This window comes from Massilia sp. Masssp93 (assembly GCF_059491295.1).
This window is the reverse complement of the sequence record NZ_CP168502.1, coordinates 5,440,478-5,456,186: the sequence shown is the minus strand read 5'-3', so window position 1 is coordinate 5,456,186 and position 15,709 is coordinate 5,440,478. Positions and strand designations below refer to the sequence as shown.

At 67.7% G+C, this 15,709-nt stretch carries 11 protein-coding genes; 7 read left to right on the top strand and 4 right to left on the bottom strand.

Annotated features, from left to right (window positions below; genetic code table 11):
- Positions 1-49 precede the first annotated feature (49 nt).
- Together thiL and ACEN9Q_RS22650 are read right to left on the bottom strand one after the other, a co-directional pair.
- Positions 50-1,024, bottom strand: a complete 975-nt coding sequence (gene thiL / locus ACEN9Q_RS22655) for a thiamine-phosphate kinase (RefSeq protein ID WP_495626115.1) — start codon at positions 1,022-1,024, stop codon at positions 50-52.
- A 26-nt stretch (positions 1,025-1,050) separates the two neighbouring features.
- Positions 1,051-1,995, bottom strand: coding sequence for an AraC family transcriptional regulator (locus ACEN9Q_RS22650; RefSeq protein WP_495626114.1), 945 nt, complete (start codon positions 1,993-1,995; stop codon positions 1,051-1,053).
- Between the two features lie 127 nt (positions 1,996-2,122).
- On the opposite strand from ACEN9Q_RS22650, the gene ACEN9Q_RS22645 reads away from it, so the two are divergent.
- The 6 genes from ACEN9Q_RS22645 to ACEN9Q_RS22620 all read left to right on the top strand — a co-directional run bounded on the left by ACEN9Q_RS22645 (position 2,123) and on the right by ACEN9Q_RS22620 (position 9,907).
- Entirely contained in the window at positions 2,123-2,659 is a 537-nt protein-coding gene (locus tag ACEN9Q_RS22645; protein WP_056449922.1) for a carboxymuconolactone decarboxylase family protein, read from the top strand.
- A 134-nt stretch (positions 2,660-2,793) separates the two neighbouring features.
- On the top strand, positions 2,794-5,106 hold the full coding sequence (locus ACEN9Q_RS22640; RefSeq protein WP_056449924.1) for an NADP-dependent malic enzyme: 2,313 nt from the start codon (positions 2,794-2,796) through the stop codon (positions 5,104-5,106).
- A 360-nt stretch (positions 5,107-5,466) separates the two neighbouring features.
- Positions 5,467-6,510, top strand: a complete 1,044-nt coding sequence (gmd, locus tag ACEN9Q_RS22635) for a GDP-mannose 4,6-dehydratase (protein WP_056449926.1) — start codon at positions 5,467-5,469, stop codon at positions 6,508-6,510.
- A 1-nt stretch (position 6,511) separates the two neighbouring features.
- Positions 6,512-7,465, top strand: a complete 954-nt coding sequence (locus ACEN9Q_RS22630) for a GDP-mannose 4,6-dehydratase (RefSeq protein ID WP_082548370.1) — start codon at positions 6,512-6,514, stop codon at positions 7,463-7,465.
- Entirely contained in the window at positions 7,462-8,727 is a 1,266-nt protein-coding gene (locus tag ACEN9Q_RS22625) for a glycosyltransferase family 4 protein (RefSeq protein WP_495626113.1), read from the top strand. The genes ACEN9Q_RS22630 and ACEN9Q_RS22625 overlap by 4 nt, the downstream gene beginning before the upstream one ends.
- Positions 8,728-8,755: 28 nt before the next feature.
- Positions 8,756-9,907, top strand: coding sequence for a glycosyltransferase family 4 protein (locus tag ACEN9Q_RS22620; RefSeq protein ID WP_056449928.1), 1,152 nt, complete (start codon positions 8,756-8,758; stop codon positions 9,905-9,907).
- 248 nt (positions 9,908-10,155) lie between these two features.
- On the opposite strand, the gene ACEN9Q_RS22615 is transcribed toward ACEN9Q_RS22620, so the two are convergent.
- Together ACEN9Q_RS22615 and ACEN9Q_RS22610 are read right to left on the bottom strand one after the other, a co-directional pair.
- Entirely contained in the window at positions 10,156-11,196 is a 1,041-nt protein-coding gene (locus tag ACEN9Q_RS22615; protein WP_495626112.1) for a response regulator, read from the bottom strand.
- On the bottom strand, positions 11,193-14,570 hold the full coding sequence (locus ACEN9Q_RS22610) for an MHYT domain-containing protein (RefSeq protein WP_495626111.1): 3,378 nt from the start codon (positions 14,568-14,570) through the stop codon (positions 11,193-11,195). Before ACEN9Q_RS22610 ends, ACEN9Q_RS22615 begins: the two co-directional genes overlap by 4 nt.
- 237 nt (positions 14,571-14,807) lie before the next feature.
- On the opposite strand from ACEN9Q_RS22610, the gene ACEN9Q_RS22605 reads away from it, so the two are divergent.
- Positions 14,808-15,548, top strand: a complete 741-nt coding sequence (locus tag ACEN9Q_RS22605; protein WP_495626110.1) for a substrate-binding periplasmic protein — start codon at positions 14,808-14,810, stop codon at positions 15,546-15,548.
- The last annotated feature ends 161 nt before the right edge of the window (positions 15,549-15,709 follow it).

The window sequence follows — 15,709 nt, the reverse complement described above, 5'->3', positions numbered from 1 at the left end:
GCTGAAATAATCCGAGCCGTAGGGCGGGCTCCCCGAGCCCGCGCGGCAGTCAGCCCGGGCTGAAATGATCCCAGCCGGCCAGCTGCAAATCGAGCGCCGCGCCGTCGGCATCGACGAGCCGCAGGCCCGGTTCGGCCGTGATCGTGCCGACGCGCGTGACCGCCGTCGCGCTGGCTTCTCCGGCCGCGCGAATCGCGTCGCGCTTCTCTACCGGCGCCGTGAAGCACAGTTCGTAATCGTCCCCGCCCGCCGCGGCGAAGCGGCGGCGCAGGGCGCGCGGCTGGCGCGCCAGCGCGGGGCCGGCCGGCAGCGCGTCGACGTCCAGCACGGCGCCCACGCGCGACGCGGCGAGGATGTGCTTCAAGTCGCCCACGAGGCCGTCCGAGATGTCGAGCGCGGCGTGCGCGAGGCCGCCTTCGGCCAGCAGGCGCCCGAGCGCCACGCGCGGCGTCGGCGCGTGCATGCGCTGGCCGGTCGCGGCGTGGTCGGCGGCGTCCAGTGCGACTTCGCTGCGGCGCGCGGCCAGCCACAGGCGCGCGTCGCCCAGCGTGCCGGAGATCCAGATGTCGTCGCCCGCGCGCGCGGCGTCGCGCCGCAATGCCTGGGCCGGCGCCAGTTCGCCGAAGATCGTGATGCAGATGTTCAGCGGGCCCTTGGTCGTGTCGCCGCCCAGCAGTTCGCAGCCGTGGGCGTCGGCCAGCGCGAACAGGCCGCGCGAAAAGCCGTCGAGCCAGTCCGGCTCGGCCGCCGGCAGCGCCAGCGCGAGCGTGAAACCGAGCGGCCTGGCGCCCATCGCGGCCAGGTCGGACAGGTTCACGGCCAGGCATTTGTGGGCCAGCAGGAACGGGTCGGCGCCGGCAAAGAAATGGCGGTCCTCGACCAGCATGTCGGACGAAATGGCCAGCAGCTTGCCGGGCGTGGGCGCGAGCAGGGCGCAGTCGTCGCCGACGCCGAGGACGGTGTTCGGGCCGCAAGCGCGGTCGCGCTGGAAGTAGCGTTTGATGAGATCGAATTCGGAGAGCATCCCGCGATTCTAATCCGGGACACCCGTCAGGCGGCAACCGGCGCCGCCGCCGCCGCCCGCGCCGTGCGCCGCCAGGTGCCGGGTCCGACCCCGTAGTGGCGCTTGAACACGCGGTTGAACGCGGCTTCCGATTGATAGCCGACGGCCAGCGCCACGTCGCCCACGGCGCCTTCGCCCTGCAGCAGGGCACGCGCGGCGCGCGCCATGCGCAGCCGGGTCAGCATGTCGGCCGGCGGCATGCCGCACAGGCGCGCGAACAGGCGCGCAAACGTCGCGCGCGACATGTGGCACGCCGCGGCCAGGTCTTGCACTGTCCACGCCCGCTCGGGCGATTCCAGCATCCGGTGCAGCGCATTGCCCAGGCGCCGGTCGGCCAGCACGGCGAACAGGCCGGGCGCGTCGTGGCGCGTGCCTGCCAGCCAGGCGCGCAGCAGCAGTGCGAACAGGGCGCCGGACAGCTGGGCGACGACGACGTCCGCGCCCGGCCGCACGGAGGCCGTCTCGTGCTGCAGCAGCCGGACCAGCGCGTGCAGGCCGGGAAAGTCGTCGGCGCGGCTGGCGCGCACGACCATCACCTCGGGCAGGGCGCGCACGAGGGCTGCGCGCGCGGCGCCCTCGAACACGAAGCTGCCGCACAGGATGGCGGTGCCGGGGCCGTCGCCGCCGTTGCCGTGGCGTTGCAGCGGGCCGTCGCCGGCGAGCGGCCGGACCGGGGCGGCGTCGGCGGCCGCGCCGGCGTGCAGGCGATGCGCGCTGCCGCCGGGGAAGACGACGACGTCGCCCGGGGAGAGGTCGAGGCTGTCGTGGCCGGACACGTCGACGCGCGCGCCGCCTTCGACGACCACGTGGAACGGCGCCACGCCCGGCGTCGCGGCCGGTTCGTCCAGCACCCAGGGCGCGGCCAGCTCGCAGCGGATGTCGAGCGAGGTGCGGATCGTGTACAGGGAAAGCAGGCGGCTCAGGGTGTCCATGTGCGTGTTTGAATGAGACGAATGGGCAAATTATCGCAGCATCCTGGCATTCATCGTGCCGGCCTCGACGCGTAGACTTCTTTCCATGCCAAACGGCATTTCATCCACGAACGAGAAAGGAAGCATCATGAGCCGTCTTAACGCACTGGGTTCCAACGCCACCGGCCGCACCGCCGAGCTGTTTGCCGCCGTCAAGGCCAAGCTGGGCAAGGTCCCGAACGCCTACGATGCCGTCGGCAGCAACAGCCCGGTGGCGCTCGAAGCGCTGCTGAACTTCGATGCGAAGCTGGCCGACACGAGCCTGTCGAAACGGGAAATCGAAGTGATCAAGCTGGCCGTGAGCGAAGTGAGCGCCTGCGATTACTGCCTGGCGGCGCACACGCTGGCCGGCAAGGCGGCCGGCTTGTCGGCGGATGCGATCCTGGCCGCCCGCCGCGGCACGCCGGGCGGCGATGCCAGGCTGGATGCGCTCTCCACGTTCGTGCGGGAGGTGACGGGCAGCCGCGGCACCGTGCCGGCACCGGTCGTCGACGCCGTCAAGGCGGCCGGCTACACGGATGCGCAGGTGGTGGACACGATTTTCGCGATCTCCAGCATCACGTTCACGAACCTGGTCAACCGCATCAACGACACGGCGCTGGACTTCCCGAAAGCGCCCGCCTGACACGGGCGACGGGCCGGGTTGCCATGCTACCCGGCCCCGGTTGCTGCTGTCGATACCAAGAAATACGTAGACGGGGGGCCGTGACACTCTGCTAAAATCGGAGACCCCCCGTCAGTTCAAAAAGGCAGCAGAGCATGGATTCGTCAATCGATAAAAAAGAAGAATTACGTCAACAACTGCGGGCTGCCGCGCTCGAGTACCACCAGTTTCCCACTCCCGGCAAGATCGCCGTCACCCCGACCAAATCCGTCTTGAACCAGCGCGACCTGGCCCTGGCGTACTCGCCGGGCGTCGCCGCGCCCTGCGAAGAAATCGTCAAGGACCCCGCCACCGCCTATAAATATACGGCGCGCGGCAACCTCGTCGCCGTGATCTCGAACGGTACCGCGGTGCTCGGCCTGGGCAATATCGGCCCGCTGGCCAGCAAGCCGGTCATGGAAGGCAAGGGCGTGCTGTTCAAGAAGTTCGCCGGCATCGACGTGTTCGACATCGAGATCAACGAGAACGATCCCGACAAGCTGATCGAAGTGATCGCGGCGCTGGAACCGACGTTCGGCGGCGTGAACCTCGAGGACATCAAGGCGCCCGAGTGCTTCTACATCGAGCGCAAGCTGCGCGAGCGCATGAAGATCCCCGTCTTCCACGACGACCAGCACGGCACCGCGATCATCGTCGGCGCCGCCATCCTGAACGGCCTGAAGGTCGTCGGCAAGGATCTCAAGAAGTGCAAGATGGTCGTGTCCGGCGCGGGCGCGGCGGCGCTGGCCTGCCTCGACCTGGCCGTCGACCTCGGCTTCCCGATCGAGAATATCTATGTGACCGACCTCGCCGGCGTCGTCTACAAAGGCCGCGCCGAGCTGATGGACCCGGACAAGGAACGCTTCGCCCAGGACACGCCGCACCGCTCGCTGGCCGAGATCATCCCCGACGCCGACATCTTCCTGGGCCTGTCCGCCGGCGGCGTGCTCAAGCCGGAGATGGTCGCGAAGATGGCGCCGAACCCGCTGATCCTGGCGCTCGCCAACCCGAACCCGGAAATCCTGCCGGAAGACGCGAAGGCCGTCCGCGGCGACGTGATCATCGCCACCGGCCGTTCGGACTACCCGAACCAGGTCAACAACGTGCTGTGCTTCCCGTACATGTTCCGCGGCGCGCTGGACTGCGGCGCGACGACGATCACGCGCGAGATGGAAATCGCCGTCGTGCACGCCATCGCCGACCTCGCCCACGCCGAGCAGTCGGACATCGTGGCATCGGCCTACGGCATCTCGAACCTGTCGTTCGGTCCGGAATACCTGATCCCGATGCCGTTCGACCCGCGCCTGCTGACGCACATCGCGCCGGCCGTGGCCAAGGCCGCGATGGACGGCGGCGTCGCCACCCGTCCGATCGCCGACCTGGCCGCCTACGCCGAGAGCCTGCAGCAATTCGTCTACCGCAGCGGCAGCTTCATGAAGCCGCTGTTCCAGATCGCCAAGAGCGCGCCGGCCGAGCGCAAGCGCATCGTCTTCGCCGAGGGCGAGGAAGAGCGCGTGCTGCGCGCCGTGCAGGCCGTCGTCGACGAGAAGCTGGCCCGTCCGATCCTCGTCGGCCGTCCGGCCGTGCTCGAAAAGCGCATCGAGAAATTCGGCCTGCGCCTGAAGCAGGGCGAGCACTTCGACGTCATCAACCCGGACTTCGACGAGCGCTACCGCGACTACTGGCAGACCTACCACCAGATGGTGATGCGCAAGGGCGTCACGGAAGACCTCGCCCGCCTGGCGATGCGCCGCCGCCACACGCTGATCGGCGCGATGATGATCCACAAGGGCGACGCCGACGGCATGATCTGCGGCACCTACGGCACGACCGAAGTCCACCTGCAGTACATCGACCAGGTGCTGGGCAAGCGTGCCGGCAGCAATGTGTATGCGGCGCTGAACTTCATCATCACCCAGGAACGCCAGATCGCGATGGTCGACACCCACGTGAACGAGAACCCGACCGCGGAAGAACTGGCCGAGATCACGATCATGGCGTCCGAGGAACTGGAGCGCCTGGGCGTCACCCCGCGCGTGGCGCTGCTGTCGCATTCCAACTTCGGCACCTCGAACAGCGCGTCGGCGAAAAAGATGCGCGCCGCGCTGGCGCTGGTGCAGCAGAAGGCCCCGAACCTGGAAGTCGACGGCGAGATGCACGGCGATACGGCGCTGGACTCGAAACTGCGCGCCAAGATCATGCCGCAATCGACGCTCAAGGGCGACGCCAACCTGCTCGTCATGCCGAACATCGAAGCCGCGAACATCGCCTACAACGTGCTCAAGACGGCGGCCGGCAGCGGCGTCGCCGTGGGCCCGGTGCTGCTGGGCTGCGCGCGTCCGGTGCACATCCTGACCCCGTCGGCGACCGTGCGCCGCATCGTCAACATGACGGCACTTTGTGTCGTCGACGCCGTGTCGGAGCGCTGACACAGTCTGGTGTTGTAGATTCGCCACCGGCGACAAAATCTGACAAAAGGGCCGTTCGCGGCCCTTTTGTCATTCAAATGTAGAAGTTCCCGACAATTCGTGAATATGTAATAAAGCTTGAGGGACTCGTAACAATGCGTAATCACGCGACGTCCTGATACGGTTTCAGGCGATAATAGACGAGTACTTATTGTATATTTTGCACGATTTCTCTTGCGTAATGATACAAGCACCACTCTGATACAATGCGAGGTTGTCGGAAATTTACCGGTCCGCGCCACATGCGGCTGACATCCCGCATGCCGTCCCGCCTCGGCTGCCGCGGCGGCCGTCACGGACCACCACTGGATCACCAAGAACATGCAAACAACAAAAAAGGCCCTGATCACCGGTATTACCGGGCAGGATGGCGCCTATCTGGCGCAACTACTCCTGGAAAAGGGCTACCACGTGACCGGCACCTTCCGCCGGTCCAGCTCGGTTAACTTCTGGCGCATCGCCGAACTCGGTATCGAGCAGCATCCCAACCTGTCCCTCGTCGAATACGATCTCACCGACCTCTCCTCGAGCATCCGCCTGATCGAATCCTCGCGTCCCGACGAGGTGTACAACCTGGCCGCGCAGAGCTTCGTCGGCGTCTCGTTCGAGCAGCCCGTGACCACCGCGTCGATCACCGGCATCGGCGCCGTCAACCTGCTCGAAGCGATCCGCATCGTGCATCCGAAGGCGCGCTTCTACCAGGCGTCGACGTCCGAGATGTTCGGCAAGGTGCAGGCCGTGCCCCAGGTCGAGTCGACCCCGTTCTATCCGCGCAGCCCGTATGGCGTGGCCAAGCTGTACGCCCACTGGATGACCGTGAACTACCGCGAGTCCTATGGCATCTTCGGCAGCTCCGGCATCCTGTTCAACCACGAATCGCCGCTGCGCGGCCGCGAGTTCGTCACGCGCAAGATCACGGACTCCGTCGCCAAGATCGTCCTGAACAAGCTCGACGTCCTGGAGCTGGGCAACCTCGACGCCAAGCGCGACTGGGGCTATGCGCGCGAATACGTGGAAGGCATGTGGCGCATCCTGCAGGCCGACGAGCCGGACACCTTCGTGCTGGCCACCAACCGCACCGAAACCGTGCGCGACTTCGTCACCATGGCCTTCCGCGGCGCCAATCTGGACATCGAATGGAAGGGCGCGGGCGAGCAGGAAACGGGGCATTGCGCCCGTACCGGCAAGCTGCTGGTGCGCGTGTCGCCCAAGTTCTACCGTCCGGCCGAGGTCGAGCTGCTGATCGGCGACCCGTCCAAGGCGCAGCGCGAACTGGGCTGGAAGGCCGGGACGTCGCTCGAACAGCTGTGCCAGATGATGGTCGACGCCGACCTGCGTCGCAACGAAACCGGATTCTCGTTCTGACATGAACCGCATGGTCACGGAAGATCTCGTCCGTATGATGGGGCCGCTGAGCGAACCGCGCGAAGGCGAGGGCAAGCGCGCCCTGATCACCGGCCTGCGCGGCTTCACCGGCTACTACATGGCGCGCGAGCTGACCGCGGCGGGCTATCACGTCTACGGCACGGTGCTGCCGGGCGACGAGACCGGACCGGACATCTTCACCGTCGACCTGAACGACCGCGCCGCGCTGGCCGCCGTGATCGAGCAGGTGCGGCCGGACGTGGTCGCCCACCTGGCCGCCATCGCGTTCGTGGCCCACAACGACGCCGAGCAGATGTACCGCGTCAACGTGGTCGGCACCCGCAACCTGCTGGAAGCGCTGGCGAACGGTTCGCACAAGCCGTCCAGCGTGCTGCTCGCCTCGTCGGCCAACATCTACGGCAATGCCGACGTGCCCGTGATCGACGAATTCGTGGCGCCCGCGCCGGCCAACGACTACGCCGTGAGCAAGCTCGCGATGGAATACATGGCGCGCCTGTGGATGGACAAGCTGCCGATCGTGATCGCGCGTCCGTTCAACTACACGGGCGTCGGCCAGACCGAGAACTTCCTGCTGCCCAAGATCGTGTCGCACTTCCGCAAGGGCGCGCGCCGCATCGAACTGGGCAACCTGGGCGTCGCGCGCGACTTTTCCGACGTGCGCACGGTCGTCGCAAGCTACCGCCGCCTGCTCGCGGCGGCGCCCGCCGGGGAAGTCTTCAACGTCTGCTCCGGCCGCTCGCATTCGCTCGAAAGCCTGGTCGACATGATGAGCGACATCGCCGGCTACCGCATCGAAGTACACGTCAACCCGGCCTTCGTGCGCGCCAACGAGGTGCTCACGCTGTCCGGCAGCAACGCCAAGCTGGCGGGTGCGATCGGCGCCATCGAGCCCACCCCGCTGGTCGAGACGCTGCGCTGGATGTACCGGGCGTGAGCACGGTGCCGACCGCCCTGGATGCGACCATGATCGAACTGGGCCTCCCCAAACGACGACCGGACGGTGCGACCGGGCTGCAGGACCGCATCCGGACCGTGCCGGGCGCCGCCACTGCGGCGAACGACGCGGCGGCGCAGCCCGACCTGCGCATCGGCATCGGCACGACCATGATCGAGCCGGCCTTCACGGGCGGGCACCTGGACGGCATCGGCGTCTATACGCAGGCGCTGCTGCGCCACCTGCCGCGCGCCGGTTGCGCGATGGCGCCGTATTCCTGGCCGCGCCTGCGCAGTGCCGGCCCCGTCACGGCCGGCGCGGCGCTGCCCCACACGTTCGAGCGGGCATCCTTCGTCGACCTGGTGACGCCCGGCGCGCACCGGGTGCACATGCCGGTCGACGTGTTCCACGTGACGGACTACCGCGTCGTGCGCATGGACTGCCCGGTCGTGGCGAGCCTGCACGATGCGTTGCCGGTCAAGCATCCCGAATGGTGCAACCCGCGCATGCGCGGGCTGAAGAACTGGCTGCAGCGCAAGGCCGCGCAAAAGGCCGACCACGTGATCGCGCTGTCGCACTTCGCCATCGACGAACTGGTCGACTGCTTCGGCATCGACGAGCGCCGCATCACCGTCGTGCCCTGCGGCGTGGACGACGAATGGCTGAACCCGCCGCCGGCGGACGCCGTGGCGACGACGTTGCGGGTCAACGGCTTGCGGCCCGGGTATTTCCTGTTCGTGGGCACGCTGCAGCCGCGCAAGAACGTCGAACGCCTGCTGGACGCCTATCTGTCGCTGCCGGCCGCCGTGCGCGCGGAGCGCCAGCTCGTCATCGTGGGCAGTGCCGGCGCGCGCTCGGAAGACGTGCTGCGCCGCATCGCCGCCGCCGTGCAGGACGGCGCCGACGTCGTGTGGCTGAACCACCTCACCGACAATACCGAGCTGCGCCACGTGTACGCGGGCGCGGGCGTGTTCGTGTTCGCCTCGCTGTACGAGGGCTTCGGCATCCCGGTGGTGGAAGCGTTCGCGTCCGGCGTGCCGGTCGTCGCGTCGAACACGACGTCGCTGCCGGAAGTGACGGCCGGCGCGGCACTGGAGGTCGATCCGCTCGACACGGGCGCGATCGCCGACGCCATGCTCACGCTGGCGCGCGAATCCGCCGTGCGGTCGCGCTGCATCACGGCCGGACGGGCACGCGCCCTCCAGCTGACCTGGAACGCGACGGCACGGCTGACGGCCGCCGTCTACCGCTCCCTCCTCTGACGAACCGACCGTATACATGTCAAAACCCATGCGTGTCCTCCACTTCTACAAGACCTATTACCCGGATTCGGTAGGCGGGGTCGAACAGGTCATCCGTCAGATGTGCGTGGGGACAGGGCGCTTGGGCATCACGAATCAGGTGCTGTCGCTGTCGCGCGACCGCCGCCTGGAACCCTTCGACTACGAAGGCCATACGGTGCACCGCGTGCCCCTGAATTTCGAAGTGGCGTCGAATGCGGTGTCGGTGCAGGCGATCGGCAAGCTGGCGCGCATGGCGGCGGAGGCCGACGTCGTGCATTACCACTTCCCGTGGCCGTTCATGGACGTGGCGCACTTTTTGGCGCGCATCGACAAGCCGACCGTCGTGACGTACCACTCCGACATCGTGCGCCAGAAAGCGCTACTGAAGCTGTACCAGCCGCTGAAACACCGTTTCCTGAAAAGCGTCGACACGATCGTCGCCACGTCGCCGAACTATCTCGCATCGTCGGCCGTGCTCGACGGCTACCGCGACAAGACGCGCGTGATCACTTTCGGCCTCGACAAGACCAGCTATCCGGAACCGGACCAGGCGCACCTGGACCACTGGCGCGCGCGGGTCGGTCCGAAATTCTTCCTGTTCGTGGGCGTGCTGCGCTACTACAAGGGCCTGCACATCCTGCTCGACGCCGTGGCCGGCACCGACTACCCGGTCGTGATCGTCGGCGCGGGGCCGATCGAGGCGGAACTCAAGGCGCACGCCGCACGCCTGGGCCTCACGCGCGTGCAGTTCGTGGGCGCCGTGGACGACGTCGACAAGGCCGCGCTGCTCAAGCTGTGCTACGCGGTCGCCTTCCCGTCGCACCTGCGTTCGGAAGCGTTCGGCATCTCGCTGCTGGAAGGCGCGATGTACGGCAAGCCGATGATCTCCAGCGAGATCGGCACGGGCACCACCTACATCAACGTGCACGGCGAGACGGGCCTCGTCGTGCCGCCGTCCGACCACGACGCCTTGCGCGCGGCCATGCAAAGGCTGTGGAACGATCCGCAGATGGCGCAGGAGATGGGGCAGCGGGCCGAGGCGCGGTACTGGCAGCTGTTCACGTCGGCGCAGATGGCCGACAACTACGCACGCCTGTACCAGGAACTGGTGGCGCGCAAGGCGGAAGTGCAATTCACTGCGGCGCCCCGGCTCGGGTAACGTCAACACGTCGCGCACGTCCGCGTGGGCACAGGGTGCCCACCCTACGATTGACGCGGCCGTCGGGTGGGCATCCCGTACCCGCCACCACACGCGAATAATTCAAGGCCGTCGGGCGGACATTCCCGTATCCGTCACCGCACGCGAATAAATCAGGGCCGTAGGGTGGGCACCCCGTGCCCGCCAGCACGCGAATAAACCAAGGCCGTAACGTGGGCACCCCGTGCCCACCATCGCATGCGAACAAATCAGGCCGCCACGGGTATCGGTACGGGTGCCGGCGCCGGCGTCGGCGCCACATTTTCCTCCGCCCAGCGCGTACGGATCGCACGGATGGCCGGCATCTGCGCGAGGAACAGGTCGACCAGCACCGGATCGAAATGCCGGCCCTTCTGCTTGACGAGGAAGTCGAGCGCTTCTTCTTCCGTCCACGCTTTCTTGTAGGGCCGGATCGACGTCAGGGCGTCGAACACGTCGGCGACGGCGCAGATGCGGCCCTCGAGCGGGATCGCATCGCCGGCCAGGCCGTTCGGGTAGCCGGTGCCGTCCCATTTCTCATGGTGGGTGAGGGCGATGTTGCGCGCCAGCGCCAGCACGCCGTGTTCGTGCCGGCCGATGATCTCGGCGCCGATCTGCGCGTGCGCCTGCATGATCTTCCATTCGTCCGGATCGAGCGGTCCGGGTTTCAGCAGCACGCGGTCGGGGATGCCGATCTTGCCGACGTCGTGCATGGGCGCGGCGTGCAGCAGGTCGTCCGCTTCCGCTTCCGTCATGCCGGCGGCCAGGCCGAGGATGCGCGCAAAATGGCTCATGCGGATGACGTGCAGGCCGGTCTCGTTGTCCTTGTATTCGGCGGCCAGGCCGAGGCGCTGGACGATTTCAAGGCGCGACGCGCGCAATTCTTCCATGCGCACGAGCGACAGGTGGGTGCGCACGCGCGCGCGCACGATCGGCGGGCTGACGGGCTTGGTGATGTAATCGACGGCGCCGGCCTCGAAGCCTTCCAGCTCGTCGTCCGTGTCGTTCAGCGCGGTGACGAAAATGACCGGGACGGCGGCCAGCGCCGGGTCGGCCTTGAGGGCGGCGCACACTTCATAGCCGCTCATGCCGGGCATCATCACGTCGAGCAGGATCAGGTCGGGCAGCTCCTCGCGCGCCAGCTCGAGCGCGCGCGGGCCGTCCTTGGCGAAGCGCAGGCGGTAGTGGTCTTGCAGGATCTGGCGCAGCAGCTGCAGGTTGCTGGCTTCGTCGTCGACCGCGAGGATCAGCGGCTGGTTGACGGTGGTCATTCGATAATCTCCTGTGCCGGTTCGTCGATGGCGGCCAGCATGGCGTCAAGTTGTTGCAGGGCGAGGTCGAACTCGAAATCGGAAATGGCGGCGTGCACCTGGGCCACGCGCGCGGCCAGCGGATGCCCGCTGGCGGCGGCGGCCAGGCCGGCCAGCGCGGCGTCGTCCAGGCCGCCGCGCTTGAGCGCGTCGCGCAGGACGTTGCCGGCGCGGCGCGCGCGGTCCATGTCGGCCACCGGACGCGCGGCCTGGTGTTTCGCCGTGGCGGACAACGCGCCGGCCGGCACGGGCTGCGCCGCGCGGATCGCATCCAGCGATGCCTCGAGCAGGCTGCCCAGGCCGTCCAGCGCCGCGTCCAGCGCAGTCTCGGCGCCGGGATACAGCTTGCCGCTGTCGCTGTCGACGAGGCCTTCCAGATTGGCCAGCGCGTCGGCCAGCAGTTCCAGGCCGAGGTTGGCGGCGATGCCGCGGACCTTGTGCGCCTGCATGCGCAGCGCGCGGTAGTCGGCGGCCGTGGCGTGGGCCGCGAGCGTCGCGCCGAGGTCGGCGTGCTGGGCGGCGAAGTGGGCCAGTGCTTCGAGGTAGGCGTCTTCCTTGCCGCTCCAGCGGCGCAGGCCGACGTGGCGGTTGTGCGTCTGGCGTTCCTGCGCCGGCAGGTCGTCCGCCTGCTTGCCCGGGCCGAGGCCCAGCACGCGCGCGATTTCATGCGACAGCGCGAACCAGTCGACGGGCTTGCTGGCGAAGCCGTCCATGCCGGCCTCGGCGCTGGCGCGGCGGTGCTCGGCCAGGACGCTGGCGGTCATGGCGATGATCGGCACGCGCGGGCTGCCGGCTTCTTCGGCCTGGCGGCGGATCAGGCGCGTGGCCGAGAGACCGTCGATGGTCGGCATCTGGAAGTCCATCAGGATCACGTCGAAGCGCTCGCGGGCCGCCATGTCGACGACGGCGGCGCCGTCGCCAACAGCCGTCATCGTGTGGCCGCGGCGCGCCAGCAGCAGTTGCAGCAGTTCCAGGTTCTGCGGCACGTCGTCGGCCACCAGCACGCGCAGCGGCGGCAGGGCGGCGGCGGTGCGCACGCGCGGCTGCTGCGGGGCGAAGCGCGCCAGCACCAGCGGCAGCACCACGTGGAACGTCGTGCCCTGGCCCAGCTCGCTTTCGGCCCAGATGTGTCCGCCCATCAGCTCGACCAGCTGCTTGCTGATCGTGGTGCCGAGGCCCGTGCCGCCGAAGCGGCGCGTCATCGAGGCGTCGGCCTGGGTGAACGGTTCGAAGATGGCGGCGAGGCGCGCCGGCGGGATGCCGATGCCGGTGTCGCTCACCATGAAGTGCAGCTGTTCGTCCTTGAACTCGGCGCGCAGGGTGACGCTGCCTTTTTCCGTGAACTTGATCGCGTTGTCGAGCAGGTTGGTGAGCACCTGGCGCACGCGCAGCTCGTCGCCGCGCAGGCAAGTCGGCAGCGCCGGATCGTATTGGATGTCGACGTGCAGGCCCTTGGCGCGCGCGTTCGCCGCCAGCGTCGACGACAGTTCGTCGATCAGCGACAGCAGGTTGTAGTCGTTCTGCTCCAGCTCCACCGCGCCTTTTTCCAGCTTGGCCGTGTCGAGGATCTCGTTGAGCAGGCGCAGCAGGGCGCGGCCCGAGCTGCGGATCGTGTCCAGGTGGCGGCGCTGGTCGGTGTTCAGTTCGCCGTCCAGCAGCACGTCGGTGAAGCCGAGGATGGAATTCATCGGCGTGCGGATCTCGTGGCTCATGTTGGCGACGAAGCTGGCGCGCGCCGCCGCCGCCTGTTCGGCGTTTTCCTTGGCTTCGCGCAGCGCGTCTTCCATCTGGCGCCGTTCCGTGATGTCGAGGATGACGCCGTCCAGCCAGCACAGTTCGCCGTCCTCATTGCGCACGCCGGTGCCGTTTTCCCACATCCAGCGGCTGCTGCCGTCCGCGTGCAGCAGGCGGTATTCGACGAGGTAGGGGCGGTCCTCGCGCAGCGCGGTGGCGATCGTCTCCGACACGCGCACGCGGTCGGCCGCGTGGATCAGCGGCGCGAAGGTGCGGCGCGGCGCCGCGCCCAGGAAGTCGCGGCCCGGATAGCCGGTGACGCGCTCGACGGCGTCGCTGATGAACAGCATCGGCGGCTCGCCCTCGATCAGGCTGCTGCGGTAGGAAATGCCGGGGATGTTGCCGATCAGCGAACGGAACTGCTGCTCGCTGGCGCGCAGCGCCTGCTCCATCTTGCGCCGCTCGCTGATGTCGGTGATGAAGCAGACGAACAGGTCCTGCTGGTCGAGGCGCGCATGGCCGAGGGCGCGCCGGATCGGCACGATGGTGCCGTCCTTGCGGCGGCCGGTCACGTCGGCGCCGCGCGCGCTGGTGCTGATTTCTCCCGTCTGCAGCGAGCGCAGCAGGCCGACTTCCTCGGACGCGGCCTCGTTGCCGATCACGAGGCGGATGTTCTGGCCGACGATTTCCTCGCGGCTCCAGCCGAAGATGCGCTCGGCCGAGGCGTTGAACTCGCGGATGGTGCCCTGGCGGTCGACCGTGATCACGCCGTCGACGGTGGTGGTGAGCAGGGCGCGCATCCATGCTTCGCTGCGCGACAGTTCGCGGAACACCTGGCGATAGCGCAGCAGGGCATTGGCGGCCAGCACGAAGACGGTGAAGGCGACGACGATCAGCGTGATCGCCAGTGCCAGGAAGGTGTCGTTGCTGGCCCTGTGCGGCGTCAGCGTCGAGACGTGGCCGACGAAGCGCGCCGCCTCCATGCCGGTGTAGTGCATGCCCGCGATGGCGCAGCCCATCACGATGGCGGCGAGCAGCAGGCGCCGTTGTTCGCTCAGCCGGTGCGACAGGCTGGACAGGCCGAAGCGCACCCACAGCGCCAGCGTGGCCAGCACCACCGCGACGACGATCGACATCCCGAACATGAACGGGTCGTAGCGCAATTCGAGACCCATGCGCATGCCGGCCATGCCGGCGTAGTGCATGACGCCGATGCCGGCGCCGACCAGCACGCCGCCGGCCAGCAGCCCCCAGCCGCTCAGGCGCTTGCGCGCGATGACCGCCAGCGCCACGAACGAGGCGCCGATGCTCGGCAGGCTGGACAGGATGGTGGCGGTCGGGTCGTAGTCGACGTCCGTGCACAGGTCGAAGGCCAGCATGCCGATGAAGTGCATCGCCCACACGCCGGCGCCGAGCGCCAGGCTGCCGGTGCCGAGGACGACCCAGCGCTGCCCGCGGTTGGCGGCGGCCTGGCCCGCGATCTGCAGGCCCATCCAGGAGGCGAAGATCGCGACGAGCACGGACAAGGCGACCAGCTTGGGCGTGTACATGCCGTAGCTGAGCAGCGACGGATCGGAAGGGAGCGTGAACACGGACAGCATGGCGTGTGATTTTTCGAGAGAATGACGAATTTGGTTGTTACTCGTCAGTATGGCATTTTCAGAACTGAAAGTCTTTCCTGTCAGCATCAAATGCCGGATGAACACGAAAGTTGTCGCATGGACGCCACCGGAAGACGGACAATGTTGCTGAGTTGTCACGCGTTGCCGCATTTGTGATGTTGCTGCTATGCTAGTTAAACGGGTCGTCCGCCGGGACGTCCGCATAGGGTGCGACGTATGAAAACGACAGTTCTTGCCGCACTGCTGGCGCTGGCCTGCACATTGGCCTGGGCGGAGCCGGCACCGCGGCTGTACCTGACCACCGAGACCTCGGCACCGTACAGCATGCGCGACGGCGACCGCGTGACCGGGATCGGTACCGACATGGTGCGCGAGATCATGGCCCGCTCCGGCATCGGCTATTCGATCGACCTGCTGCCGTGGAAGCGCGCCTACACGGCTGCGCTGGAACGCGGCGACGCCTGCGTCTACTCGACCACCCGCACGCCCGAGCGCGAACCGCATTTCAAGTGGGTCGGCCCGATCGGCGAGGCCGAGTGGGTCATGATGGGCCGCGCCGACCGCCACTATGACCTGCACAGCCTGGACGACGCGCGCGCCTACCGCGTCGGCACCTACAACGGCGACGCGCGCGACCAGTTCCTGCGCGCACACGGGTTCAACGTCGACCCCGCGCCCATCGATTCGATCAACCCCCGCAAACTCATGATGGGCCGCATCGACCTGTGGGCCGCCAGCATCCGCCGCGACAGCCTGACGGTGGACCGCATGGGTTATGCCGGCAAGGTGGTGCCGGTGTTCGTGTTCAACCGCATCCGCGTCTACCTGGCCTGCAATCGCGCTGTGCCCGATGCCCTGGTGGCGCGCATGAACGGGGCGCTGGAAGCCATGGAGCGCGACGGTACGACGCGTGCGATCGTGCACAAGTATGACGATTGGGGATTGCCGGCGCACTAGGCTGGCCGTGCCGATCGACATGACGGCCTCGGAAACACGAGCGCGCCATCGTCGCCGTGCGCAACCAGGGCAAGCCGATCCCGATGCGCATGGTGTCGGAAACATTTACACATCCAGTTCGTATGTCCCCTGCCGGCGCAAGAAAATTCCATACAAGTTGA